The organism is Streptomyces sp. NPDC045956 (assembly GCF_056430705.1).
This window is the reverse complement of record NZ_JBWKKZ010000003.1, coordinates 525,551-550,973: the sequence shown is the minus strand read 5'-3', so window position 1 is coordinate 550,973 and position 25,423 is coordinate 525,551. Positions and strand designations below refer to the sequence as shown.

At 72.2% G+C, this 25,423-nt stretch carries 20 protein-coding genes; 1 reads left to right on the top strand and 19 read right to left on the bottom strand.

All coding sequences use genetic code 11. The features are described from left to right. Positions 1-196 precede the first annotated feature (196 nt). The gene (locus tag AC07FV_RS11435) at positions 197-1,576 is read left to right on the top strand and encodes an OFA family MFS transporter (RefSeq protein WP_479086441.1); all 1,380 of its coding nucleotides are present in this window, start codon (positions 197-199) and stop codon (positions 1,574-1,576) included. A 78-nt stretch (positions 1,577-1,654) separates the two neighbouring features. Here the strand turns inward: AC07FV_RS11435 and AC07FV_RS11430 are convergent, their stop codons facing one another. The 19 genes from AC07FV_RS11430 to AC07FV_RS11340 form a co-directional block, all read right to left on the bottom strand. Beyond that, positions 1,655-2,863 carry a sugar phosphate isomerase/epimerase family protein gene (locus tag AC07FV_RS11430; RefSeq protein WP_479086439.1) on the bottom strand — a complete coding sequence of 403 codons (1,209 nt, stop codon included), beginning with the start codon at positions 2,861-2,863 and terminating at the stop codon, positions 1,655-1,657. A gap of 114 nt (positions 2,864-2,977) precedes the next feature. Next, the gene (locus AC07FV_RS11425) at positions 2,978-4,375 is read right to left on the bottom strand and encodes an alkaline phosphatase family protein (protein WP_479086437.1); all 1,398 of its coding nucleotides are present in this window, start codon (positions 4,373-4,375) and stop codon (positions 2,978-2,980) included. Beyond that, positions 4,372-5,547, bottom strand: a complete 1,176-nt coding sequence (gene eboE / locus AC07FV_RS11420) for a metabolite traffic protein EboE (protein ID WP_479086435.1) — start codon at positions 5,545-5,547, stop codon at positions 4,372-4,374. The genes AC07FV_RS11425 and eboE overlap by 4 nt, the downstream gene beginning before the upstream one ends. Positions 5,548-5,550: 3 nt before the next feature. Next, the gene (locus AC07FV_RS11415; RefSeq protein WP_479086433.1) at positions 5,551-6,399 is read right to left on the bottom strand and encodes a TatD family hydrolase; all 849 of its coding nucleotides are present in this window, start codon (positions 6,397-6,399) and stop codon (positions 5,551-5,553) included. Further along, positions 6,399-7,130, bottom strand: a complete 732-nt coding sequence (locus AC07FV_RS11410; RefSeq protein ID WP_479086431.1) for an EboA domain-containing protein — start codon at positions 7,128-7,130, stop codon at positions 6,399-6,401. Before AC07FV_RS11410 ends, AC07FV_RS11415 begins: the two co-directional genes overlap by 1 nt. A gap of 14 nt (positions 7,131-7,144) precedes the next feature. Beyond that, positions 7,145-8,050: a sugar phosphate isomerase/epimerase family protein gene (locus AC07FV_RS11405; protein WP_479086429.1), complete on the bottom strand. Its 906-nt coding sequence runs from the start codon at positions 8,048-8,050 to the stop codon at positions 7,145-7,147. Continuing rightward, on the bottom strand, positions 8,047-9,123 hold the full coding sequence (locus AC07FV_RS11400) for an SCO3242 family prenyltransferase (protein ID WP_479086427.1): 1,077 nt from the start codon (positions 9,121-9,123) through the stop codon (positions 8,047-8,049). Before AC07FV_RS11400 ends, AC07FV_RS11405 begins: the two co-directional genes overlap by 4 nt. Continuing rightward, positions 9,120-10,289: an inositol-3-phosphate synthase gene (locus tag AC07FV_RS11395; RefSeq protein ID WP_479086425.1), complete on the bottom strand. Its 1,170-nt coding sequence runs from the start codon at positions 10,287-10,289 to the stop codon at positions 9,120-9,122. Before AC07FV_RS11395 ends, AC07FV_RS11400 begins: the two co-directional genes overlap by 4 nt. Before the next feature lie 131 nt (positions 10,290-10,420). Next, positions 10,421-14,134, bottom strand: a complete 3,714-nt coding sequence (locus AC07FV_RS11390; protein ID WP_479086423.1) for a ThuA domain-containing protein — start codon at positions 14,132-14,134, stop codon at positions 10,421-10,423. A 275-nt stretch (positions 14,135-14,409) separates the two neighbouring features. Continuing rightward, on the bottom strand, positions 14,410-15,408 hold the full coding sequence (locus AC07FV_RS11385; protein ID WP_479086421.1) for a sugar phosphate isomerase/epimerase family protein: 999 nt from the start codon (positions 15,406-15,408) through the stop codon (positions 14,410-14,412). A gap of 16 nt (positions 15,409-15,424) precedes the next feature. Continuing rightward, positions 15,425-16,702 (bottom strand): Gfo/Idh/MocA family protein, encoded by a 1,278-nt coding sequence (locus tag AC07FV_RS11380; RefSeq protein ID WP_479086419.1) that lies wholly within the window; start codon positions 16,700-16,702, stop codon positions 15,425-15,427. Between the two features lie 98 nt (positions 16,703-16,800). Further along, positions 16,801-17,844 (bottom strand): substrate-binding domain-containing protein, encoded by a 1,044-nt coding sequence (locus AC07FV_RS11375; RefSeq protein ID WP_383639857.1) that lies wholly within the window; start codon positions 17,842-17,844, stop codon positions 16,801-16,803. Between the two features lie 17 nt (positions 17,845-17,861). After that, entirely contained in the window at positions 17,862-18,881 is a 1,020-nt protein-coding gene (locus AC07FV_RS11370) for an ABC transporter permease (RefSeq protein ID WP_479086416.1), read from the bottom strand. Beyond that, positions 18,878-20,395, bottom strand: coding sequence for a sugar ABC transporter ATP-binding protein (locus AC07FV_RS11365; RefSeq protein WP_479086414.1), 1,518 nt, complete (start codon positions 20,393-20,395; stop codon positions 18,878-18,880). Before AC07FV_RS11365 ends, AC07FV_RS11370 begins: the two co-directional genes overlap by 4 nt. Positions 20,396-20,619: 224 nt before the next feature. Beyond that, complete coding sequence (locus tag AC07FV_RS11360; protein ID WP_356612333.1) at positions 20,620-21,801, bottom strand: ROK family transcriptional regulator; 1,182 nt, start codon at positions 21,799-21,801, stop codon at positions 20,620-20,622. A 253-nt stretch (positions 21,802-22,054) separates the two neighbouring features. Beyond that, positions 22,055-22,732, bottom strand: a complete 678-nt coding sequence (locus AC07FV_RS11355; protein WP_479086412.1) for a GntR family transcriptional regulator — start codon at positions 22,730-22,732, stop codon at positions 22,055-22,057. Between the two features lie 125 nt (positions 22,733-22,857). Further along, complete coding sequence (locus AC07FV_RS11350; RefSeq protein WP_479086410.1) at positions 22,858-23,805, bottom strand: beta-ketoacyl-ACP synthase III; 948 nt, start codon at positions 23,803-23,805, stop codon at positions 22,858-22,860. 139 nt (positions 23,806-23,944) lie between these two features. Beyond that, positions 23,945-24,088, bottom strand: a complete 144-nt coding sequence (locus tag AC07FV_RS11345) for an MFS transporter small subunit (RefSeq protein ID WP_383639839.1) — start codon at positions 24,086-24,088, stop codon at positions 23,945-23,947. Further along, on the bottom strand, positions 24,057-25,397 hold the full coding sequence (locus AC07FV_RS11340; protein WP_479086408.1) for an OFA family MFS transporter: 1,341 nt from the start codon (positions 25,395-25,397) through the stop codon (positions 24,057-24,059). The genes AC07FV_RS11345 and AC07FV_RS11340 overlap by 32 nt, the downstream gene beginning before the upstream one ends. Positions 25,398-25,423 lie beyond the last annotated feature (26 nt).

The following is a 25,423-nucleotide window of genomic DNA, read 5'->3' as shown; positions in this document are numbered from 1 at the left end:
AGACTCCCTTGCTTTTTTCTTCCCCCCCCTCCCCTTGTTCCTTTGTCCTTTTTTCTCTCCTAGCTCCCCCCCCCCCCCCCCTCCTCCTCCCCCCCCCCCCCCTCCCCCCCCCCCCCCCCCCGGGACCCGCGCGCGCACGGAAGGCATTGGACAGGGGGCGCTGGCCAGAACTTTCGACGCAAGGGGTGCGAACGACATGACAACCACCGAGGTCCCCCGGTCAGCCGGCTACCGGGAGGTGACCGACAGGAACGGACGCGTCTACCGTGTGGGCGAGTCCGACATCGACATCATGGGGCGCAAGCGCAAGTGGATGGTGATCCTGCCCTGGGTCGGCATGATGGGCATCTCCTCCGCCGAGTACGCGTTCGCGTCCGCCGAGGACACGCTGCACGAGGCCCACCACTGGTCCAGCGGCAACATCTACTGGATGATGACCGCCTGGATCTTCTGCCAGGCCGCGGTGGCCTTCCCCGCGGGGCGGCTGCGCGAGAACGGCAGACTGCCGGCGCGCTGGGCGATGATGCTGGGCTCGCTCGGCACCCTGCTCGGCTATCTGTCGCTGGCGTTCGCGCCGCACGTCTCGCTCGCCTTCATCGGCTTCGGCGTGTTCAGCGGCATGGGTGCGGGCATGGTGTACGCGACCTGCGTCAACATGGTCGGCAAGTGGTATCCGGAGCGCAGGGGCGGCAAGACCGGCTTCGTCAACGGCGGCTTCGCCTACGGCTCGGTGCCGTTCGTCTTCATCTTCCACGGCTTCATGGACACCTCCAACTTCCGCTGGGTCCTGGTGTCGGCCGGTGTGTTCCTCGCCGCCGTCGTGGCGGTCGCCGGCTTCTACTTCCGGGACCCGCCGAAGAACTGGTGGCCGGCCGCCGTCGACCCGCTGAACCCGCCGGACGACCCGAGGGCCCGGCGTTCGCTGGAGAAGAACCCCCCGGCGACCAAGCAGTACTCCCCGCTGGAGGCCTGGCGCACCGGCCGGGTGGCGCTGATGTGGTTCTGTCTCGCCTGCACCTCGGGCGTGAACATCTTCGGTATCGCCTTCCAGGTGGACATCGGCGAGGAGGCGGGCTTCGCGGCCGGCATCGTGGCCACCGCCATGTCGTTGAAGGCGATCGTCAACGGCACCGGCCGCGGTGTCATCGGCTGGCTCTCCGACCTGTACGGCCGCAAGCAGTGCCTGCTCTACGTGTGCGCGATCCTCGGCCTCGCCCAGTTCGGCATCATCTGGTCGGCCGAGATCCGCAACCTGCCGCTGTTCCTGGTCTTCTCCGCCGTCTCCGGTTTCGGCGGCGGTGCCATCTTCCCGATGTTCGCGGCGCTGACGGCGGACTACTTCGGCGAGAACAACAACGCCACCAACTACGGCATGGTCTACAGCTCCAAACTCGTCTCCGGCCTCGGCGCGGGCATGGGTTCCGTGGTCGTCGGCGCCTGGGGCTACAACGGCGCCTTCACCCTCGCGGGCTGCATCTCGATCTTCGCCGGCTTCATGGCGCTGTTCCTGCACCCGCCGGGACACTCGAAGGGCAAGCACATCACGCCGAACCCGCGGCCGCTCGGTGAGGGCTGACCCGGCGAAGCCCGCCCGCACGGACCGGGCGGCCCCTCCCCCACGATGCGGGAGGGGCCGCCCGGCCCGTGCACCGGGTCAGCGGCGCCGCTTGCGCAGGGCCGCCAGGTTGTCGTAGCTGATCTTGGCCTCGCGCAGGGACTGCGCCGGGTCGGTGGCGCTCGGGGAGTTGTCGTCCTCGATCATCGGGTTGTGGTAGTTCCGCTCCCCGACCCGGGAGAAGAACGTCGTGTAGTCGATGACGCCGGTGCCGAACGGGACCATGTCGTAGCCCATGCCGTTGGTCGTGCTGACGACGCCGTCCTTGGCGTGGAAGAGCGGGTAGCGCTTGTTGTTGCGGGCGACCAGGCCGGCCGGGTCGAAGACGTTCCTGCGGGTGGAGCCGTCGTGGGCGGTGTAGGTGTGGAACTTGTACTGGGCGACGTGCGCCCAGAAGATGTCCATCTCCAGCCAGACCAGCTTCGGGTCGGTGACCTTCAGGAAGTACTCGAGCTTCCGGATGCCGGAGCTGCGGGTCGGGCGGCCCTGGTCGTCCAGCGGGCCGCCGTCGAGCAGGAAGCCGTAGGCCCCGTCGTGGTTGTGGGTGTAGAGCTTGACGCCCTCACGACGGGCTATCGCGCCGAGGGCGTTCCACTTGTCGGCGGCCACGTCCCAGTCGGCGCGGTAGGAGCTGCCGGTGGGGTCGCCGCCGGTGCCCATGTGGTCCAGGCCGAGGATGTTGGCGATCTCCAGGTGCTTCTTGAAGGTGTCCTTGTCCGCCTCGGTCAGCGGCCAGGAGCCCGGGATGAAGCCGTGGTTGCCCTGGGCGCGCAGGCCGTAGTCGTCGAGCCAGCAGCGCAGCAGCTTGGCGCCCTGGACGGTTTCCAGGTCGGCGCCGCCGGGGGCGTTGGCGTGCTGGCGGTAGCCGGCGAACTCGACCTGGCGGTAACCGTGGCGGGAGAGCTGCTTGAACACCTCGCGGAAGCCGGAAGGCAGGTCGGAGGCGAGGGGGTCGCGGGCGGTGGCGTCGCGGACGGTGTAGAGGATGATGCCGCGCTTGTCCGCCGGGACCAGGACCTGCCCGCGGCCGTGACCGTGGTCGTGGTCACGGCCTCTGTCCCGGTCATGGGCGAGGGCCGGAGCGGCGCCGAAGACGGGGGCCGCGACGGCTCCGGCGGCGACGGCGGTGCAGGTGCTGAGGAAGCGGCGGCGGCCCACGCCGAGACTGCGGCGCAGGCTCTCGTCCGGGCCGCCGGCCGCGGAGTCGGTGCCTGCGTCGGTGCGCGAGGGGTCGGAGAACAGGGTCACGGGTGCCTGCCTTCTGGGTCGTGGCCTGCCCTGATGCGGCTCGGGCGGGCCGTTGTCAGTGCCGTGTGTTTCACTCTCGGTAGTCGGATCTCGGTGGCCGTGGACGGTGCCGCGTCAGCCGAGTCCGGCGAGCTGGAGCAGGAGTTGTTTCACGTCGGTGGCTTTGATGCGGTCGCCGAGGGCGCGGGGGGTGGAGCAGAGGAGGAGCGGGCCTTCGTCGTCGCTCGCGGGGAGGCGGCCGTGGCTGCCGCGGATGGGTGAGGGGTCCAGGGGGACGACGGCCATGCGGTAGCGCATGCCGAGTTTCTTGCGGGCCAGGGCGGTGGCGGCCTTGACCTTCACGTAGGGGTCGTGGGGGTCCATGAACAGCTCGACGGGGTCGTAGCCGGGTTTGCGGTGGATCTCGACGAGCTGCGCGAAGTCCGGCGCCCGCTCGTCCTCCAGCCAGTAGTAGTAGGTGAACCAGGCGTCCGGTTCGGCGACGGCGACGAGTTCCCCGGCGCGGGGGTGGTCGAGGTGGTGGGCCTTCTTGCCGGCGTCGTCCAGGAGTTCCTCGATACCGGGCAGCCCGGTGAGGGCTTCGCGGGTGGCGTCGAGGTCTTCGGGGCGGCGGACGTAGATGTGGGCGATCTGGTGGTCGGCGACGGCGAAGGCGCGGGAGGCCATCGCGTCGAGGTATTCCATACCGTCCTGGGTGTGGACCTCCAGCAGGCCGGCGCGGCGCAGGGCGCGGTTGATGTCGACGGGCCGGCTGACGGGGGTGATGCCGTACTCGGACAGTGCGACGACGGTGCGTCCCTCGGCGCGGGCGTCGTCCAGGAGCGGGGCCAGGGCCGTGTCGAGGTCGGTGGCGGCTTTGAGGGAGCGGGGGTCGTGGGGGCCGTAGCGCTGGAGGTCGTAGTCCAGGTGCGGGAGGTAGGCGAGGGTGAGGTCGGGGTGGCGGGTGGCCATGATGTGGCGGGTGGCGTCGATGATCCACTGGCTGGAGACGAGGTCGGCACCGGGTCCCCAGAAGTGGAAGAGGGGGAAGGTGCCGAGTTTTTCGGTGAGTTCGTCGTGCAGGGCGACGGGGCGGGTGTAGCAGTCGGGTTCCTTGCGGCCGTCGGCGTAGTAGACGGGGCGGGGGGTGACGGTGATGTCGGTGTCGGCGCCCATCGCGTACCACCAGCAGATGTTGGCGACGGTGTAGCCGGGGTGGGCGCGGCGGGCGGCGTCCCAGAGTTTGTCGCCGGCCACCAGGCCGTTGTGCTGGCGCCACAGCAGTACGTCGCCCAGTTCGCGGAAGTACCAGCCGTTGCCGACGATGCCGTGCTCGGCGGGCGGAGCACCGGTCAGGAACGTCGACTGGGCAGCGCAGGTCACCGCCGGCAGCACCGTGCCCAGCGGCGCGCGGGAGCCGGACTGGCCGAGCTGCTTGAGGTGGGGCATGTGGTCCAGGAGACGGGGGGTGAGACCGACCACGTCCAGGACGAGCAGGGGGGTCGGTCCGTCGGAGTGCGTCGGCGCGGTCATGGCAGTTCCTTCAGGCCGAGGTCGGTCAGCAGGTCGCGGGCCAGGGTGAGTTCGGCGGCGATCCCGTCGGTGAGCTGGGCGCGGGCACGCGGGCGCAGCTCGGGCGGCAGGGCCTGCCAGGTGTAGGTCTCCACCTCCAGGTGCCGGGTGAGGGGACGGGGGCCGCCCACCAGCCGCGCCAGGGTCTGCTTCAGCACCTCCATCGTCGAGGTCAGCGGCGCGGCGGGGGCGGCGTGCAGGGGCACGTGGAAGTGGGCGCGCCAGGGCGCGGTGACGGGCAGGGGCCCGCCCTCGGTCAGGGCCTCGTCGAGGTCGTCGGTGCCCCGCAGGTCTCCCGCCTCGGTGGTGGTGCGGGTCTGGTGCAGGAACCGCGGTTCGGCGAACGCGGCGAGCGCTTCGCGGACTGCGGGGTCGGTGGGTTCTTCGGCGTGCAGGGCGGCCGACAGCTGGGACTTGACGACCGGGACGCGGGCCGCGGCCAGGGCGTCCAGGGCGGTGTCGGGGTCCTCGAAGGAGGTGGCGAGGTGGCAGGTGTCGACGCAGACGCCGATGCGGTCGTGGCCGACCGCGCTCAGCGGCGCGATCGCGTCACGGGTGGTCTCCACCACGCAGCCGGGTTCGGGTTCCAGGCCGATACGCACGGAGCGGCCGGTCAGTTCCTGGAGGGCGTCCAGGCGTTCGGCGAGGGTGGCCAGCGCGGTGCGGGCCTTGTCGGCGCGGGTGGTGTCGTAGGCGGTGCGCCAGGCCAGCGGCAGCGTGGAGATCGTGCCGTCGGTGACGTCGTCGGGCAGCAGGCCCGCCAGGACCCGGGCCAGCGCTGTGGTGTGCTCCAGGCGCTCGGGGTCGGCCCAGTCCGGTGTGTAGACGCGGTACTTGACCTCGCCGGAGCCGAAGCCCTCGTAGGGGAAGCCGTTGAGGGTGACGACCTCCAGGCCCCGCCGTTCCAGCTCGCCGCGCAGTCCGCGCAGCGCGGCCGGGTCGGTGACCAGGGCGTGCGCGGCGTCCCGGGCCAGCCACAGGCCGATGCCCAGCCGGTCGCGGCCCAGCCGGCGGCGCACCGGCTCGCAGTGCTCACGCAGCTGCGCCAGCACCCCCTCCAGGGTCTCCGCGGGATGCACGTTGGTGCAGTAGGCGAGGTGGACGGTGGAGCCGTCGGGATGGCGGAAGCGCATGGCTCACTCCCCGCCGCGCAGGATGGAGTTGCCCTCGTGGGTGGCGTCGGCGGAGGTCACGTCGAGCGCGAGGCGTCCGCTGAGGCCGTAGAAGGCGACGGGGTTGCGCCACAGCACCCGGTCCACGTCGTCGTCGGTGAAACCCTCGGCGAGCATCAGGTCGCCGACCTTGCGGGTCTTGAGCGGGTCGCTCCTGCCCCAGTCCGCGGCGGAGTTGACCAGGACCTTCTCCGGGCCGTACTCGCGCAGGAGGGCGACCATGCGGGCCTCGTCCATCTTGGTGTCCGGATAGACGGAGAAGCCGAGCCAGGCCCCGCTGTCCTTCGCGGCCTCGACGGTGGTCTCGTTGAGGTGGTCCACCAGCACCCGGTCCAGGGGCAGCGCGGACTCGCGCACCACGTCCAGGGTGCGGTGGAGTCCGGCGAGCTTGTCGCGGTGGGGGGTGTGCACGAGGGCGGGCAGGCCGTGGTCGGCGGCGAGCTGGAGCTGGGCCGCCAGGGCGGTGTCCTCGGCCGGCGTCATGGAGTCGTAGCCGATCTCGCCGACCGCGACGACCCGGTCCTTGACGAGGTAGCGGGGCAGGTCGTCCAGGACGGGCAGGCAGCGCGGGTCGTTGGCCTCTTTCGGGTTCAGGGCGATGGTGCAGTGGTGGGCGATGCCGTACTGGGCGGCGCGGAAGGGCTCCCAGCCCAGCAGAGCGTCGAAGTAGTCCCGGAAGGAGGCGGGCGAGGTGCGGGGCTGGCCCAGCCAGAAGGAAGGCTCGACGACGGCGCGGACACCGGCGGCGTGCATGGCCTCGTAGTCGTCGGTGGTGCGGGAGGTCATGTGGATGTGCGGGTCGAAGATGCGCATCAGGACTCCTTGCCGTGGGGGGCGGCCGGGGCGTGCGACGTGCCGGGCTCGGTCAGGGCCAGGACGCGGTGCAGGTCCTCGGGGACGGGGCGGCCCGCGGCCGTGCGTTCGGCGGCGTAGTCGGTGAGCATGCGGGCCAGTTCGGCGTCACCGCGGGCGCGTCCGGCGAGGTCCGCGACCTCGTCCAGGGGCACGCCGGTGAACAGGCACTTCAGTACGGCGTGCCGCCACTGGTGGGCGTCGAGGTGCCGGGCCGCGTAGGGGCCGAGGGCCGCGGCGACCAGCCGGGTGTCGTTGGTGCGCAGGGCGTCCTCGACCAGGGGCAGGGCCTCGGGGTCGGACACCAGGTGGGGCAGCGCGTGCAGGACGGCGCGGCGTTCGTCGGCGGTGCCCTGGGAGTAGACGCGGGTCAGCGCCTCGGTGTCCGCGCGTGCCGCGTGCAGGACGAGGACGCGGGCGGCGTCGGCGTGGGCGGGGCCGCAGCGGCGTGCGGCCTCGGCGAGGCGCAGTTCCCAGACGGAGATGGGGCCGTGGGCGCCGGGGTGGGCGGCGGCCTCGTCCATGGCCTGGTCCAGCCAGGCCCTGGCGGCTCCGCCCAGCTCGGCGGAGAGGGCCGCGCGCAGGTCGGCGGGCGGGACGTGGGCGGGGGTGGGGCCCTGGTCCCGTCCGACGGTGGGGGCGTCCGCACCCTGGGTGTCGGGGGTGACGTGGCCGGTGTGGGGCTGCGTCATGGGGGTGGCTCCCTTCAGTGGGTGGCGGAGGCCTCGCCCGAGCGGCTCGTGCGGGGGTCCGCCGTCGCGGCCCCGCGGAGGAACGGGAGGGAGAGTTCGGCGAAGCGCGGCCCCGCGTGGGAGTGGCGGGGCAGTTCGACGACGGTCAGGCCCTGGTAGCCGGTGTCGGCGAGGGCCTGGAGGACGGGCGGGAAGTCGATCTCGCCGTCGCCGAAGGGCAGGTGCTCGTGGACGCCGCGGCGCATGTCCTCGATCTGCACGTGCCGCAGCCAGGGCGCCGCCTCGCGTACGCAGTCGGCGGGCGGCAGCGGTTCCAGGCACTGGCAGTGTCCGATGTCCAGGGTCAGGCCGAGCTGTACGGGATCGCCCAAGAGGCGGCGCAGGTGGTGGAAGTCGGCGAGGGTGGCCAGCAGATGGCCCGGTTCCGGCTCCACCGCGAGGGGCACGCCGGCGTCGGCGGCGGCGTCCAGGACCGGGTCCAGGGCGTCCGCGAGGCGCTTCCAGGCGGTCTCCGCGTCCGTGCCCGGCGGCGTGATGCCGCTGAAGCAGTGCACGGCGTGGGCCCCCAGGTCGGCGGCGACGCGCACGGCCCGCACCAGCAGGCCGGCCCGGCGCGCCCGGTCACCGGGGTCTGGGTCGAGCAGCGAGGGGCCGTGTTTGCGGCGCGGGTCGAGCACATAGCGGGCGCCCGTCTCGACCGTGACGTCCAGACCCAGCGCGTCGAGGCGGTGCGCGACCCTGCGGGTACGGGCGGCGAGGTCCTCGGCGAGCGGGTCGAGGTGCATGTGGTCGAGGGTCAGGCCGACGCCGTCGTAGCCGAGGTCGGCCAGCAGGGCGAGGGCGTCGTCGAGGCGCAGGTCGGTGAGACCGTTCGTGCCGTAGCCGAAGCGGAGCGGGAGGGTGGGGGCACCGGTGCTCATGTGATGCTCACCTTCCTCAGGCCGGCCCTGCGCACGAACATCCGCCCGGCCGGGGCCAGCGCCGCGACCAGGAGCGATGTGGCAGTGGCCCCGGAGCGGGCGGCGAGCGCCGCCTGGAGCGGGATCGTGGCCCTGATGCCGCCGCCGACGGCCCGTTGGGTGAGCGGGGGCGAGGGGTTGAGCGCGGCGTGGAAGTAGGGCCGGGCGGCCGTGGCGGCGTAGGCGGCGCCCAGGGCGGTGGTGAGGGCTCCGGCGGCCTGCGCCGGGCGCCCGGCCGGGCTGGGGCCCGGCAGGCCGGGGGCGGCTGCTGCCCACCGGCCTGCCGGGAGTCGGGTGCGGCGGTGGGTGACCAGCCGCGTCAGCGCCGCCGTCGTCGTGAGGGCGGCCAGCGGGGCCAGGACCGAGCCGCCGTCGGTCTCCCGGCGGGAGACGGCCGTGACCGCGAGGGTGTGGCTGCCGAGCAGCGCGGCGGAGGGCAGCGCGGGGCGGACGGCGCCGCCGGTGGCGGCGGCGCCGAGGAGCAGGTCCAGGCCGCGGGCGGCGGCCATCGCCACGGGCCCGGCGGGGGTGTGCTTCAGCGCGAGGTCGTAGGCCCAGACGGTCGCCGCCAGCGGGGCGGCCACCGCCAGGGCGGGCCGCCCGGCGGCGGCGGCGAGTGCCAGGCCCGCTCCGGTGAGGCCGCAGGCCGCGGTGAACGCGGCGGCCGGACGGATCCGCCCGGAGGGCAGCGGGCGGTGCGGGCGCTCCACGGCGTCCTCGGCCCGGTCCGCCCAGTCGTTCAGGGCCATGCCCGCCTCGTACAGGCACAGGGAGGAGCCGATGGCAAGCAGCGTGCGGGGCCCGGGGCGCACGCCGGCCGCGGCCGCACCGGCGAGGGCATCGCCGGGCACGGTGAACAGGGCGGGCAGGCGCAGCAGTTCGGCCCAGGCACCGGCGCGCGTGGCGCCGGTCGGGGGGGAAGCGTGCGTCGGAGCCTCGGCGGCATCCGACGGGGCGTTCCGCGCGGCCGGGCCGTTCCCCGCCGCGCCGGCGGGCGCGGAGGCGTTCCGGGCCACGGCGACCGCGCGGCTCACCGCTGCTCCTCGCCGGCGCCGTCCCGGAGCCGTCCGGCGAAGGCCATCAGTTCCGCGTACTGCTCGGCCAGGGACGAGGGGCCGTCCCCCACCGGGTCCTTGAAGTAGAAGCCCAGAGCGCGCAGCGGACCGGACAGGCCCCGCTGGTGGGCGCGGGCGGCCAGCCGGGCCAGGTCGAGGACGAGGGGCGCGGCCAGCGCCGAGTCGCAGCCCTGCCAGGTGGTCTGGAGGACCATGCGGGCGCCGAGGAAGCCGTCGAAGGCGATGTGGTCCCAGGCGGTCTTCCAGTCGCCGAGGGCGGGCACGTCGTCGATGTGGACCTCGCCCTCGGGTGCGGCGCCGAGGGTGTCCGCGAGGACGCGTTCCTTTCCGGCGTTCTTGGCGGCTGCCGCCGCGGGGTCCGCGAGGGCCGCGCCGTCGCCGCCGCCCAGGAGGTTGGTGCCGGACCAGGCGCGTACGGCGAGGGCCCGCTGGAGGAACATCGGGCCGAGCACGGAGCGCAGCAGGGTCTGCCCGGTCTTGCCGTCGCGGCCCGCGTACGGGAGCCCCGAGGACTCGGCGAGCGGGGCCAGCGCCGGGTGGTGCAGCCCGGTGGAGGGCGTGAAGTTCACGTACGGGCAGCCGGCGCGCAGGGCGGCCGCCGCGTAGAGGGAGCTGGGCGGCAGGGTGCCGTCGGTGGGGGCGGGTTCGGTGGAGGCCACGTTCAGCACGACGGCGCCGGCGAGGTCGTGGCGGCGGACGAAGTCACGGATGTCGTCCGCGAACACGTCGATCCACTCGTCCTGGGTGCGGGCGGGCCCGCCCTCCGGGACGCCGGTCACGGGACCGCCGGGCCTGATTTCCCGGTCGGCGGCGACCAGTTCGGCGTGCACGGCCGACGGCAGGCCGTGCGGCAGGACACCGCCCTCGGCCAGGTGCTCGGCGCGCTTGGGCAGGGGGCAGTCGAGGGTGTCGTGGCCGCCGAAGACGAGCGACGACAGCGGCGGCAGACCGCTCGACGCGAACGGCGGGGTCTCGGTGACCATGCCGGTCGGCGAGTGCAGGCCCGCGGCGACGGCGGCGCAGCCCGCGATCGCGGTGGTGGCCACGGAGCCACGGGCCCCGATGAGCCAGACGCCGAGGCGCGGAGCCGGGGAGGGGGTGGGCAGGGACGGTTCGGCGGACATGGGCAGCCTCCTTGTCGTACGCGAACCTGGTGCGAGTGCCGGGAGGGGGGACGAGCGGGGTGCCGGGCGCGGGCCCGGCGGGACGGCGGGCGGAGGTCCGGCGTCCTCCGCCCGCCGCCGTTCCGGTAGCCCTAGGAGTTCAGTTCCTTGAGCTGGATGTTGCGGAAGGAGACCTGGTCGTCGGCGCCGTGGTTCTGGAGGCCGATGTACCCGTCGGTCAGGCTCCGCTCGGGGTCCTTGTTGGTGAAGTCGTTGATCTTGACTCCGTTGAGGAACACCTGGAGGCGTTCGCCCTGGACCTTGATCTCGTAGGAGTTCCACTGGCCGGGCGGCCGCAGGACCTGGTCACGGGCCTTGATGTTCGCCGACTTGAAGGAGTAGACGGAGCCCGTGGTGCGGTCCGCCGCGTCGGTGGCGTCGATCTGGATCTCGTAGCCCTTGTTCACCGCGGACCAGGGGTCGTCGGAGGCCGGGAAGCCCACGAAGATCCCGGAGTTGTCGTCGCCCCGCATCTTCCAGTCGAGCTTGAGGGAGTACGACTTCAGCTCCTTGGCCTGGTACCAGAGCAGGCCCATGCCGCCGTTGGACTCCAGCGTGCCGTTCTTCACGTCGAAGGAGCCGGGGCCGGCCTGCTTCCAGCCGTCCCTGGTCTCGCCGTTGAAGATGTCCCGGTAGCCGGTGTTCGGCTTGCAGTCGGCCTTGACCTGTCCGGTGGCGTACTGCATGCCGCCGAGCAGGTGGCCACGGAACGCCTCGTCGGCGTAGGACTCCTTCGTGTGGCCGCCGCCGGTGTAGAAGGACCGGCCGCCGCCGTAGCTCTGGCACCAGGCGATCGGGTGGTCGCCCTTCATGGTGCCGCCGTCGTAGGTGGTCTCGTCCAGGGTGGCGAGGATCTTGGCCTGGTCCCGCGGGTTGGTGCGGTAGTTGTACCACTCGTCGGTGCGCTCCCAGGTGTCGCCGAGGTGCGCGGTGGAGGGGTGGTCGTGGTCGTGGACGCGCACGGTGGCCTTCTGGATGGCCGGGTGCGAGTCGAAGTGGGCGCCGACGAGGCCGCCGTAGAACTCCCAGTCGTACTCGGTGTCGGCGGCGGCGTGGATGCCCAGGTAGCCGCCGCCGTTCTTGACGTAGTTCTCGAACGCCTTCTGCTGGTCGGCGTCGAGGACGTCACCGGTGGTGGAGAGGAAGGCGACCGCGTCGTACTTGGCGAGGTTGGCCGTGGTGAACTGCTTGGCCTCCTCGGTCGCGGTGACCGAGATGCCGGCCGGGGCGCCCAGCTCCTTCAGCGCGGCGATGCCCTCGGGGATGGAGTCGTGGCGGAAGCCGGCCGTCTTGGAGAAGACGAGGACCTTCTTGCCGCCCTTGAACGGCTCCTTGGAGAACTCGAAGTCGTCCAGGTCGTACAGCGCGCCCTCGCCGCCCCGGAAGACCAGGTAGATGTCGGTGGTCTTCTTGGGCAGGGCCCGCAGCGGCACGTCGACGTCCTGGAAGGTCTCCCAGCCGCCGGTCGGCGGGATGTACGCCGAGCCGTGCAGCGGGCCCTCGGGCGAGCCGGTGCGCAGTTCGACGAAGCCGCCGGCGCCGCCGGAGGAGGCCCGTACGGTGAGCTTCTTCTGCCCGTCGAACTTGTAGGGGCTGAAGGAGATCCAGTCGCCGTCGTCGATGTTCCCGACGGTCTTGCCGCCGTTGGCGCCGGTCTTGTCGATGACCGAGACGCCCTGTTGGCCGCCGAAGTGCTCGGCCTGGCGGTGCAGCGGCTGGAGCACGGTGCGGGCGGTGCCGGTCAGGGCCTCCTGGCCGTTCGCCCCGCCGTCGGTGTAGCTGGCGCCGACGACACCGTAGATGTTGGCGTTGGGGTCGTGCCCGCCGTCGCCGGGCGGCGGCTTCAGGGTGCCCTCACAGCCCATCTCGCTGGTCAGCTCGTGGGCGTGGGAGTCGTGGCCGAGGCTGTAGGCGACCTTGACCTTGGAGCAGTCGACGGTCTCCTCGGGGTCGGTGACGGTCACCTTGAAGGGGACGGGCTCACCGAACGCGGCCAGGGTGCCGTTGCCCGGGACGTCGATCCGGACCTTGGGCGCGGTGTTGCCGACCACGATCCGGACGCTGGCGCTGCCGGTGTTGCCCTCGGGGTCCTTCGCGGTGAAGGTCGCGGTGTAGGTGCCGACCTTCTTGTACTTGTGGGTGGGCGTGAGGCCCTCGCCCTTGGTGCCGTCGCCGAAGTCCCAGCTGTGGGTGAGGTCCGGGGAGTCGGCGTCCTTGACGGAGGCGGTGAACTTCACCTTGAGGCCGGCCGCGCCGGACGTCTTGTCGGCGCTGACCTCGGCGATCGGGGAGAAGCCGTCCTCGGCGTTCTCGATGCGGTACAGGGCGGAGTTCTCGTCGCCCTGGAACCAGGAGACGCCGTAGTCCAGCACGTAGAGCGCGCCGTCGGGGCCGAACTCCATGTCCATGATCTGGGTGCCGGTCCAGGGGAAGTCGTTGATCTTCGCGACCGTGCCGTCGGCGTTCTGCTCGATCCGCTTGATCCACCGGCGGCCGAACTCGCCGGCGAAGAAGTCGCCGTCGAACTCCTCGGGGAACTTCACGCTGGAGTCCAGCTCGGGGTCGTAGCGGTAGACCGGGCCGGCCATCGGGGACTCGGAGCCGGTGCCGAACTCGGGCACGGAGCCGCCGTCGTACGGGATCCAGGCGGCCTGCGCGGGCGGCAGGTCGACCAGACCGGTGTTGTGCCGCGAGGTGTTCTTCGGGGCGGCGCAGTCGAACTTCTCACCGGAGGTCTTGGTGGCGAAGTCGTAGTCGACGTAGGCGTCGTTGTTGCCCGTGCAGAACGGCCAGCCGAAGTTGGCGGCCTTGGTGACCTTGGCGAACTCGACCTGGCCGGCCGGACCGCGGTTCGGGTCGGCGGCGCCCGCGTCGGGGCCGTAGTCGCCGACGTAGACGGTGCCGGTCTCGTCGTCGACGCTCATCCGGAACGGGTTGCGGAAGCCCATCGCGTAGATCTCGGGGCGGGTCTTCTCGGTGCCCGGGGCGAAGAGGTTGCCGTCCGGCACGGTGTACGAGCCGTCCTCGGCGACCTTGATCCGCAGGATCTTGCCGCGCAGGTCGTTGGTGTTGCCGGAGCTGCGGCGGGCGTCGAAGGCCGGGTTGCGGTCCGGGCGCTCGTCGATCGGCGTGTAGCCGTCGGAGGCGAACGGGTTGGAGTCGTCACCGGTGGACAGGTAGAGGTTGCCCTCGGCGTCGAAGTCGATGTCGCCGCCGACGTGGCAGCAGGTGCCGCGGGAGGCCGCGACGTCCAGGACCTTCTTCTCGCTGGCCACATCCAGCGTGCCGTTGGCGTTGAGGACGAAGCGGGAGAGGCGGTTGACGCCGTCGAACTTCTTGAAGTCCTCCGCGGTCCCGGTCTCCGGCGCGTCGCCCGCCGGGGTGTCGAGCGGCGGGGCGTAGTACAGGTAGATCGCCCGGTTGTTCTCGAAGTCCGGGTCGATGCCTACGCCCTGGAGGCCCTCCTCGTCGTGGCTGTAGACGTCGAGCTTGCCGGCGACCTTGGTGACGCCGCCCTGGTCGGTGAGGCGCAGTGTGCCGTCGCGGGCGGTGTGCAGGACGCTGCGGTCCGGGAGGACGGCGAGCGACATCGGCTCGCCCATCTCGGGTTCGCCCTTGGCGAGCGGCACCTGCTGGAACTGCCCCTCGGCGGCCGCCGGTTCGTCGTGCTCTGGGTGGCCGGGGTGGGCGCCGGCGACGGTCGCCGGGGTTCCCACCGCCAGGATCAGGCCGGTGAACAGGGCGAGCGTGGTGCGCAGCCTGGGGCGCCTCGTGGTCCTGGTGCTTTTGAGTCTGGTTCTGTGCACGAAGTCCCTCCGGGAACGGGATGGGCCGTACGGAACGGGTGCGATGACGTGCGTTGCGGCGGGCTCCGGGGTGCGCCGTCACCCCGGGGGCGTGGGTGTCCTGAACACTTCAGGGACGGTAACCGCGTTCTTCCGGGGCCAACACCCCTTGGGCCCGGACTGGTTCAACTTTTTCCCAATGCAGGACAAAGCGGGATTCGGGCAGGCCTGACCGGGGACCGGCGGTTGTGCCGGCCCCCGTCCCCGACCTGCGGTCGGGCGGTCGGGCGCTCGGGTCAGCTGTTGAAGGCGGCGTCGAAGGACGCGCTGGGCGGGTCGAAGTCGAAGGTCTTGAGGCGGGTCAGGGCCTCGGGGGCGCCCTGCAGCCGGTCCATGCCGGCGTCCTCCCATTCCACGGAGACCGGGCCCTGGTAGTCGATGGAGCGCAGCATGCGGAAGACGTCCTCCCACGGGACGTCGCCGTGGCCGGCCGACACGAAGTCCCAGCCGCGGCGCGGGTCGCCCCACGGCAGGTGGGAGCCGAGGCGCCCGTTGCGGCCGTCGAGGCGCTTGCGGGCCTCCTTGCAGTCGACGTGGTAGATCCGGTCGCGGAAGTCCCACAGGAAGCCGACCGGGTCGAGGTCCTGCCAGACGAAGTGGGAGGGGTCGAAGTTGAGGCCGAAGGCGGGCCGGTGGTCCACGGCCTCCAGGGCGCGCTGGGTGGTCCAGTAGTCGTAGGCGATCTCGCTGGGGTGGACCTCGTGGGCGAAGCGCACGCCCTCGGCGTCGAAGACGTCGAGGATCGGGTTCCAGCGGTCCGCGAAGTCCTGGTACCCCCGGTCGATCATCGACTCCGGGGCGGGCGGGAACATGGCCACCAGGTGCCAGATGGCCGACCCGGTGAAGCCGATGACGGTGTCCACGCCGAGGCGTGCGGCGGCCCGGGCGGTGTCCTTGATCTCGGCCGCGGCGCGCTGTCGCACGCCCTCCGCGTCGCCGTCGCCCCAGATGCGGGCCGGCAGGATGGCCTGGTGGCGCTCGTCGATGATGGCGTCGCAGACCGCCTGGCCGACCAGGTGGTTGGAGATCGCCCAGCACTTGAGGCCGTACTTGTCGAGCAGCTGGTGGCGGGAGTCGACGTAGGAGGGGTCGGCGAGGGCCTTGTCGACCTCGAAGTGGTCGCCCCAGCAGGCGAGCTCCAGGCCGTCGTAGCCGAAGTCGCGGGCGAGGCGGCAGACCTCCTCCAGGGGCAGGTCCGCCCACTGACCGGTGAAGAGAGTGAAGTTGCGCGGCATGTCGCTGCCAGCCTCCTCAGGGGGCGATCGGGGTGTAGACGGAGTTCTTCTCGGCGCTCTCCTCGACCGCCGCGAGGACGCGCTGCACCTGGAGCCCGTCGGCGAAGGAGGGTTCCGGCCGGCGGCCCTCGGCGACGGCGTGCACGAGGTCGCGTGCCTGGTGGACGAAGGAGTGCTCGTAGCCGAGCCCGTGGCCCGGCGGCCACCAGGCGTCCAGGTAGGGGTGCTCGGGTTCGGTGACCAGGATGCGGCGGAAGCCGGCGTGCTCCCCCTGCTCGGTGCCGTCGTGGTACGACAGCTCGTTGAGCCGCTCCAGGTCGAAGGCGAGCGAGCCGCGTTCGCCGTTCAGCTCGATCCGCAGGGCGTTCTTGCGGCCGGTGGCGTAGCGGGTGGCCTCGAAGGAGACCAGGGCGCCCGAGGTGAGGCGGCCGGTGAACACGGCGGCGTCGTCCACGGTGACCTGGCCCATGGCGCCGTCCGCCGAACCGGCCGAGAGCCCCCGGGCGGCACCGGCGGGCAGCGGGCGTTCCCTCACGAAGGTCTCGGTGAGGGCGGAGACGCCCGCGATCCGCTCGCCCGTCAGGTACTGCGCGAGGTCCACGATGTGCGCGCCGAGGTCGCCCAGGGCGCCCGAGCCGGCCAGTTCCTTGCGCAGCCGCCAGGTCAGCGGCGAGTGCGGGTCCACCAGCCAGTCCTGGAGGTACGTCACCCGCACGTGCCGCAGGCGGCCGACGCGGCCCGCGGCCACCATCCGGCGGGCGAGCGCGGTGGCCGGTACCCGGCGGTAGTTGAAGCCGACCATCGCCAGCTGACCGCGCGCGGCAGCCTCGTCGGCGGCCCTGGTCATCGCCTCGGCCTCCCCCACCGTGTTGGCGAGGGGCTTCTCGCACAGGACGTGCTTGCCGGCGGCGAGGGCGGCCAGCGCGATCTCGGCGTGGCTGTCACCGGGGGTGCAGATGTCGACGAGGTCGATGTCGTCCCGTTCGACCAGGGTCCGCCAGTCGGTCTCGGTGCTCGCCCATCCGTGCCGGTCGGCCGCGGTGCGGACGGCGTCGGCGTCCCGCCCGCAGATCGCGGCCAGGACCGGGTTCAGCGGCAGGTCGAAGACCCGGCCCGCGGTGCGCCAGCCCTGCGAGTGCGCGGCACCCATGAAGGCGTAGCCGACCATGCCGACGCGCAGGGGCGGTCTGGTCGCGGATGCCCCCGTCGCCCTGGTCCCGGTCCCGTCGTCGGTCCCGGTGCCGGTGGCTGCTGCCCCCGCTCCGGCCCCCTCGGGCTGCTGCGGCTGTCCCATCGGATGTCCTCCTCGTCGTCGTGGCGCGGTGGGGGTGGGCCCCGCCCCGGCCGGCTGGTCAGGCCGCTGCCGGGGCGGCAGCCGTCACTTGGTGCCCGTCACTTGAAGCCCGTGGACATGTACTGGTCCACGTTCTCCTTGTCGACGACGGCCGAGTAGCAGGTGACGGTCGAGGGGATCTCGAACTCGGCGAGCCCGCTGACGCCCTTGCCCTGACCGAGGGCGCGGGCGAGGTCGATCGCCGAGGCCGCCATGGTGGGCGGGTAGAGCACGGTGGCCTTCAGGACGCCGCTGTCCGCCTTGATCGCCTGGAAGGCGGAGAGCGCTCCGGCGCCGCCGACCATCAGGAAGTCGTCGCGCCCGGCCTGCTCGATGGCGCGCAGCGCGCCCACGCCCTGGTCGTCGTCGTGGTTCCACAGGGCGTCGAACTTGGACTGGGCCTGGAGGAGCTGGGCCATCTTGGCCTGGCCCGACTCGACCGTGAACTCGGCGGCCTGGCGGGCCACCTTCTGGATGTTCGGGTAGTTCTTCAGACCGTCGTCGAAGCCCTTGGTGCGCTGCTGGGTCAGCTCCAGGTTGTCCAGGCCGGCCAGCTCGATGACCTTGGCGCCGGACTTGCCCTTGAGCTTCTCGCCTATGTAGTGGGCGGCGTTGAGGCCCATGCCGTAGTTGTCGCCGCCGACCCAGCAGCGGTAGGCCTGGGGGCTGTTGAAGATGCGGTCGAGGTTGACGACCGGGATGCCGGCGCGCATGGCCTTGAGCCCGATCTGGGTGAGGGCCTTGCCGTCCGCGGGCAGGATGACCAGGACGTCGACCTTCTTGTTGATGAGGGTCTCGATCTGGCCGATCTGCTGGGCGGTGTCGTTGGAGCCCTCGGTGACCTCCAGCGTGACGTCCGAGTACTTCTCGGCACGCTTCTGCGCCTGGTCGTTGACGGCGTTGAGCCAGCCGTGGTCGGCCTGCGGGCCGGCGTAGCCGATGGTGACCTGCTTGCCGGGCTTGTCGTCGGCGGCCGGCTGGGTGTCCGCGGCCTTGTCGTCGCCGTCGTCGGGGTCGTTGCTCGTGCAGCCGGTGAGGACCACGCCGGCGGACACGGCGGCCGCTCCGAAGAGCAGGCCTCTGCGGCTCGTGAGGTTCGTCATGACGGTGGACCCTTTCCTCAGTGCGTGCTTGCGGTACGGCGCTGGACCAGCACGGCGGCGACGATGATCGCGCCCTTGGCGATCTGCTGCACGTCGGTCTGCAGGTTGTTCAGGGCGAAGATGTTGGTGATGGTGGTGAAGATCAGGACGCCGAGCACGGAGCCGAGGATGTGGCCCCGGCCACCGGTCAGCAGCGTCCCGCCGATGATCGCGGCGGCGATGGCGTCGAGTTCGTAGAGGTTTCCGTTGGTGTTCTGGCCGGAGCCGGCCAGGACGATCAGCAGGAAGGCGGCGATGCCGCAGCAGAGCCCGGACAGCAGGTAGAGGTAGAGGCGCTGGCGGCGGACGTCGATGCCGGCGAGCCGGGCGGCCTCCGCGTTGCCGCCGACGGCGACGGTGCGGCGGCCGAAGGTGGTGCGGTTGAGCACCAGCCAGCCGATGACGGTGACGGCCGCGAACACCAGGACCAGGGGCGGGATGCCGAGCACGTAGGCGTCGCGCTCGCCGAGGTCCAGGACGCTCGGGACGGTGACGACCTGGGTGCTTCCGTCGGTGATCTGGAGCGCGAGGCCGCGTGCCGAGGCCAGCATGGCGAGGGTGGCGATGAAGGGGACCATCTGCCCGAAGGCGATGAGCACCCCGTTGACCAGTCCGCAGCCCACGCCGACCACGATCGCCGTGAAGAGGATGCCGAAGAAACCGTACTCCTGGGTGGCGACCGTGGTCGCCCACACCGAGGCGAGGGCGACGATGGCGCCGACGGAGAGGTCGATGCCGCCGGAGACGATGACGAAGGTCATGCCGACGGTGACGACGCCGATCACGGACGCCTGGGTGAGCACCAGCTGGAGGTTGCGGGTGTCCAGGAACGAGTCGGGCTGGGTGATGCCGCCGATGAGGACCAGTGCGGCGAGCACCCCGAGCAGGGTGAGGGTGCGGACGTCGGCGCGGCCCAACTGGACTCGCCAGGCGGGCGGGTGGTCCACCGGAGCCGCCTTGCCGGTGCCGTCCCGGGGCGGGGACACGTGCTGGGTCATGACGCCGGGCTTCCTTCCATCACGAGGTCGAGTACGCGGTGTTCGTCGAGTTCACGGGCGGGGGCCTCGTGCACGACACGGCCCTCGCGCAGCACCAGCACGCGGTCGGCGAGGCCCAGTACCTCGGGCACCTCGCTGGAGACCAGCAGGACGGCGAGGCCCTCGTCGGCGAGGCGGCGGACGACCGCGTACAGCTCGGCGCGGGCGCCGACGTCGACGCCGCGGGTGGGTTCGTCGAGCAGCAGGACCCGGCAGCCGCGCAGCAGCCAGCGGGCGAGGACCGCCTTCTGCTGGTTGCCGCCGGAGAGGGTGCGCACGGGCGCCGTGGGGTTGTCGGGCCGCAGGGACAGCTCCCGGGTGGCCGCGCGGGCCGCTCCGAGTTCGGCCCCGCGGTCGATCCAACCGCCGCGCGAGAAGCGGGACATGGCGGAGACCGACACGTTGCGGGTGACGGACTCCAGCATCAGCAGGGCCTGCGCCTTGCGTTCCTCGGGGGCGAGGCCGAGGCCCGCGGCGACCGCGGCACGGACGCTGCCCGGCCTGAGCGGGCGGCCGTCGACGACGACCTGTCCGGTGCTCGCCTTGCGGGCGCCGTAGATCGTCTCCAGGATCTCGGAGCGGCCCGAGCCGACGAGTCCGGCGAGGCCGACGATCTCGCCGGGGCGGACCTCCAGGTCGAGGGGGGCGAACTCACCGTCCCGGGAGAGCCCCTTGACGCTGAGCACGGGCTCTCCCACCGCCGGGGCGGCGGGCCGCTCCGGGAAGACGTACTCCACGTTGCGTCCGGTCATCAGCGCCACCACCTCGCGGGTGGGCGTCTCCTTGGCGGGCAGGCCGCCGGCGACGGCCCGGCCGTCCTTGAGGACGGTGACCCGGTCGCCGATGCGGCGGATCTCCTCCAGGCGGTGCGAGATGTAGACGACGGCGACGCCGTCGGCGGTGAGGTCGGTGACGATGCGGAAGAGGTTGTCCACCTCGTCCGGGTCGAGCGCGGCGGACGGCTCGTCCATCACGATCAGCCGTACGTCGTGGGAGAGCGCGCGGGCCATGGACACGATCTGCTGCTGCGCCGCCGAGAGGTCCCCGACCAGTCGCCCGGGATCGACCTCCGGATGCCCCAGGCGCTTGAGGAGCTGCGCCGTCGACGCCCGGGCAGCCCGGGCCCGTACGACGAAGCCCGCGGCGGTCGGCTCGTGGCCGAGGTGGACGTTCTCGGCGACCGACAGGTGCTCCACCAGGTCGAGTTCCTGGTAGATGGTGGCGATGCCGAGGCGCATGGCCGCGATGGGCGAGCGCAGGGTGACGTCCTCGCCGCGCCAGCGGATGGTGCCGGTGTCGGGCTGGTGGGCACCGGCCAGCACCTTGATCAGGGTGGACTTCCCGGCGCCGTTCTGGCCGAGCAGGCAGTGCACCTCGCCGGCCTGGACGTCGAGGTCGACGCCGTCCAGGGCCCGGACTCCGGGGAAGGACTTGGTGATGCCGGACATGCTGAGCAGCGGTGGTTCTGGAGCCATGTGAGGTCCCCTCGGCGGGCGTGCGTGCGGGCCGGTGTCAGGGCAGCGCGAAGCTGGGTGGGTCGGGGCAGGGCGGATCGAGGCAGGGTGGAGCCGGGCAGCGGCGAGCAGAGCGGGGCGGTGTGCCGTGCTGGTGGGGCGCTGTGCTGGTGGAGCGCGTGCTGGTGGAGCGCGTGCTGGTGGAGCTCGCGGACCGGGCCGACGGGCCCGGGTGAGGAGGGCGTCTACGCGGGTGAGAACAGGTGGTCGCTGATCAGCCGGGCCCCGCCGATGACGCCGGCACTGGGGCCCAACTCCCCTAGGACGATGGGCAGGTTGCCGGTCGCCAGCGGCAGCGACTGGCGGTAGACCTGGGTACGGATGGCGGCGAGCAGGTTGTGGCCGAGGCCGGTCACCCCGCCGCCGATCACCACGAGCCCCGGGTTGAAGAAGCTGACCAGACCGGCGATGACCTGGCCGGTGCTCCGGCCGCCCTCCCGGATCAGGTCGAGTGCGGTGGCGTCGCCCGCGGCCGCGGCGGCGGCGACGTCGGCGGCGCTGAGGCCCCCGCTCGCCTCCAGCCGGTTGGCGAGCTCGGCCGACCGGCCCTGCTGGGCGGCCTCCGTGGCGTCGCGGGCCAGGGCCGCGCCGCTGAAGTGGGCCTCCAGGCAGCCCCGGTTGCCGCAGGCGCACGGGCGCCCGTCGGGCACGGCCTGGATGTGCCCGATGTCGCCCGCGCTGCCCGTCGTCCCCCGGTAGACGTCACCGCCGACGACGATGCCGCAGCCGATGCCGGTACCGATCTTGACGACGAGGAAGTCGTGCTGGGTGCGGGCGACGCCCGCGTGCTGCTCTCCCAGGGCCATCAGGTTCACGTCGTTGTCGACCATGACCGGGCAGCCGAGTTCCTGGCTGAGCGCCTCCCGTACCGGGAAGCCGTCCCAGCCCGGCATGATCGGCGGAGCCACCGGCACACCCTCGGGGAAGCGGACCGGCCCCGGGACGCCGATGCCGGCGCCGTCGAAGCCCTCCGCGAGCCCCGAGGCCCGCAACTTCGCCGCCATGGCCAGTACTTGCTCGAAGACCGCGACCGGCCCCTCGCGCACGTCCATGGGCTGGTTGATGTGTCCGAGGATCTCCAGCTCGGCGTTGGTGACCGCGACGTCGACCGAGGTCGCGCCGATGTCGACGCCGAGGAAGCGCAGTGCGGGATGGAGCCGGATGTTGTGGCTGCGGCGCCCTCCGCGCGAGGCGGCGAGTCCGTCGGCCACCACCAGGCCCGTCTCCAGCAGCCGGTCCACCTCGACGGCCAGCTTGGACCGGGAGAGGTCCACCTGGTCGCCGAGCTGGGCGCGGGAGTTGGGCCCTCCGTCGCGCAGCAGCTGGAGCAGTCGTGCCTGGTGGGCGTTAGCGGGTCGTGCCGTCATGCGTCTCACGAGCCCCTCCCCGCCTCAATCGGCCTTCGAGTGTGCCGGTTCCCGGCCACGTCCTTGGCTTGCTTTCGGAGGGAACGTAGCAGTGGGCGCCGGGTGTGGGAAGAAGTCACGCACGAATTGCTGCGAACTTTCTCCACTGAGTGGACAAAGAAGTGCGGGGCGCACGCCTTCCCCGGGCACGACGAGGCCGCCCGGCGGATGCTCCGGGCGGCCTTCGTACATCCTCTGACCTGGGAGTCCTGGCTCAGGATTCGTCGCGCGCGTGGTACGAGCGCCGGGTGTGCTCGGTGTGCTCGCGCATCAGCCGGGTCGCGGTCTGCTCGTCCCGGTCGGCGACGGCGGCGATCAGCTGCCGGTGCTCGATCCAGGACTGCCGGCCGCGCTGCCGGGCGATGGGCGTGTAGTACCAGCGGACCCGGCGGTCGACCTGTGCGGCGAGTTCGGCGAGGACGGCGTTGCCCGCCAGCTCCATGATCTTCGCGTGGAAACGGGCGTTGGAGGCGACGGCGGCGTCCACGTCGTCGGCGGCCACGGCCCGCTCCCCCTCCGCGCACAGGTCCTCCAGGGCGGCCACGCCCCCGCTGCCGGCGTTGGCGGCGGCGAGCCGGGCGGCCTCGGCCTCCAGCAGCGTACGGACCGTCAGGAGCTGGTCGGCCTCCTCCTCCGTCGGCTCGTGCACGAAGGCGCCCTGGGCGGGGCGCAGATCGACCCAGCCCTCCGTGTTGAGCCGTTGCAGGGCCTCGCGCACGGGCTGCCTGGACACCCCGAGGTGCCCGGCGAGTTCGCTCTCGACGAGGTGCTGGCCGGGCTGGAGGGCCCGGGTGGTGATGAGTTCGAGCAGCGCCTCGTAGACACGGTCGCGGAGCGGGCCGGGCCGTTCGAGCTTGGGCACCGCGCCCTGCGGCAGTCCTGCGGACAACATCGGTCCCCCCTCGAAGGCGGCAAGGCCGGTACGCCGAGTATCGATTGTCTTTCGTCTACAGTCTACGGCGCACCGGGCCGTGGGGGCCGGGAGTAGTCCATGTCACACCGCGGCGGCGGGACCGTTCACGGGCAGCGGACGACCTGACCGGCGTAGGAGAGGTTCCCGCCGAAGCCGAAGAGCAGGACCGGGTCGCCGGTGTCGATCTCACCGCGCTCCACCAGCTTGGAGAGCGCGAGGGGGATGCTCGCCGCCGAGGTGTTGCCGGACTCGACGACGTCGCGGGCGACGACCGCGTTGACGGCGCCGATCTTCGCGGCGAGGGGTTCGATGATGCGCAGGTTCGCCTGGTGCAGGACGACCGCGGCGAGGTCGGCCGGCTCCAGCCCGGAGCGCTCACAGGCCTGGCGCGCGAACCCGGGCAGGCGTGTGGTCGCCCAGCGGTAGACGCTCTGGCCCTCCTGCGCGAACCGCGGGGGCGTGCCCTCGATGCGGACCGCGTTCCCCATCTCGGGTACGGAGCCCCACAGCACGGGCCCGATCCCCGGCTCCGCGCCGGGCGCCGAGGCCTCCACGACGGCGGCCCCCGCCCCGTCTCCGACGAGCACGCAGGTGGTGCGGTCGCTCCAGTCGGCCACCTCGGACATCTTGTCCGCGCCGATGACCAGGACCCGGCTCGCCGAGCCGGCCCGGACGGCGTGGTCGGCGGTGGCCAGGGCGTGGGTGAAACCGGCGCAGACGACGTTGAGGTCCAGTGCGGCGGGTCCCGGGATGCCGAGGCGGGCCGCGACGCGGGCGGCGTTGTTCGGGGAGCGGTCGATCGCGGTGGAGGTGGCGACCACGACCATGTCCACGTCGGCGGGCGTCAGTCCGGCCGCCGCCAGTGCCTTGGCCGCGGCGTGGCCCGCCAGTTCGTCGACCGGCTCCTCGGGCCCGGCGATCCGGCGGGAGTGAATACCGACCCGGCTCCTGATCCACTCGTCGCTGGTGTCGACCATGCCCGCCAGGTCCTCGTTGGTGAGGATCCCGGCGGGCTGGTAGTGGCCGACGGCGGTGATGCGGGAGCCGTGCATGTGGTGGAGTCCTCGCTGCCTCGGGGTACGGGATCCACCAGTGTGATCAGTGACCGACGGGTACGACGGCAGGTGATACGACAGGAAACCCGCGCCCGCCTTGTCGGCTTCGGTCAGCACCCCGGGCGCCCCAGGGGCGTCACCCGGTGAACAGCTGGGTCGCCTTGCGGACCAGTTCGTACAGGCCGTAGGTGAGGGGCGCGGCCACCCAGAGCCAGGTGAAGGCGATCAGCGGCCGCCGGTCGGGCAGGTCAGGCGGACTCTGGCTGCTGTCGTCGGACATCGGCGGCCTCCTTCGGTGCGGGGGCGGCGGAGACGTGGTGGCGGGGGTGGACGGGGCGGACGAGTTCGTTGGCGACGAAGCCGACGGCCAGCAGTCCGATCATGATGACGAAGGACGTCCCGTACAGGGACGCGCCGTGCCGCCCGGCCTCCTCCTGCCGGTCGGCGATCCAGTTCACGATCAGCGGTCCGAGGACGCCGGCCGTGGACCAGGCGGTGAGCAGCCGTCCGTGGATGGCGCCGACCTGGTAGGTGCCGAAGAGGTCCTTCAGGTAGGCGGGGATCGTGGCGAAACCGCCGCCGTAGAAGGAGAGGACGACCAGCGCGCACAGGACGAACAGTGGCTTCGAGGAGTCGCCGAAGAGTGCGATCAACGTGTACATCAGGGCGCCGACGCCGAGGTAGACGCGGTAGATGTTCTTGCGGCCGATCAGGTCGGAGGTCGAGGACCAGCCGATCCGGCCCGCCATGTTGGCCGCCGACAGCAGGGCCACGAACCCGGCGGCGGCGGTCGCCGACACCGGGGTGGAGGTGTCGGCGAAGAAGTCGGTGATCATCGGCGCGGCCTTCTCCAGGATGCCGATGCCGGCCGTGACGTTCATACAGAGCACGATCCACAGCAGCCAGAACTGGGGGGTGCGCACGGCCCCGCGCGCCGAGACCTGGACGCCGGAGAGCGCGGCCGGCCCGCCGCCCGCCCCCTCCTTCGGACGCGGCACCCGCACCAGCAGCACGCCCAGCAGCATGAAGACGGCGTACGACAGCCCGTGCACGAGGAAGGCGAGGGCGATCCCCGAACTGTCGCTGCCGAAGGACTCCAGCATCTGCGCCGACCAGGGCGAGGCGATGAGCGCACCGCCGCCGAAGCCCATGATGGCGATGCCGGTGGCCATGCCGGGCCGGTCCGGGAACCACTTGATCAGCGTGGAGACGGGCGAGATGTAGCCGATGCCGAGGCCGATCCCACCGACGAAGCCGTAGCCGAGGACGATCAGCCAGTACTGCTCGACCGCCGCGCCGAGCGCGGAGAGCAGGAAGCCCGAGGAGAAGCAGACCAGGGCGACGGTCATCGCCCAGCGCGGCCCGTGCCGTTCCACGAGCGTGCCGCCGAACGCTGCCGACAGCCCGAGCATGACGATGCCGAGCTGGAAGGGGAGCGCGCTCTGCGTGCCGCTGAGACCGAGCGCGGACTCCAGGGGCGGTTTGAACACGGACCAGGCGTACGCCTGGCCGATGGAGAGGTGGACCGAGAGGGCGGCGGGGGGAACGAGCCAGCGGCTCCAGCCCGGGGGTGCGACGGGGGGACTCATGAATCCCCAACCGTAGGGAGAGGTGG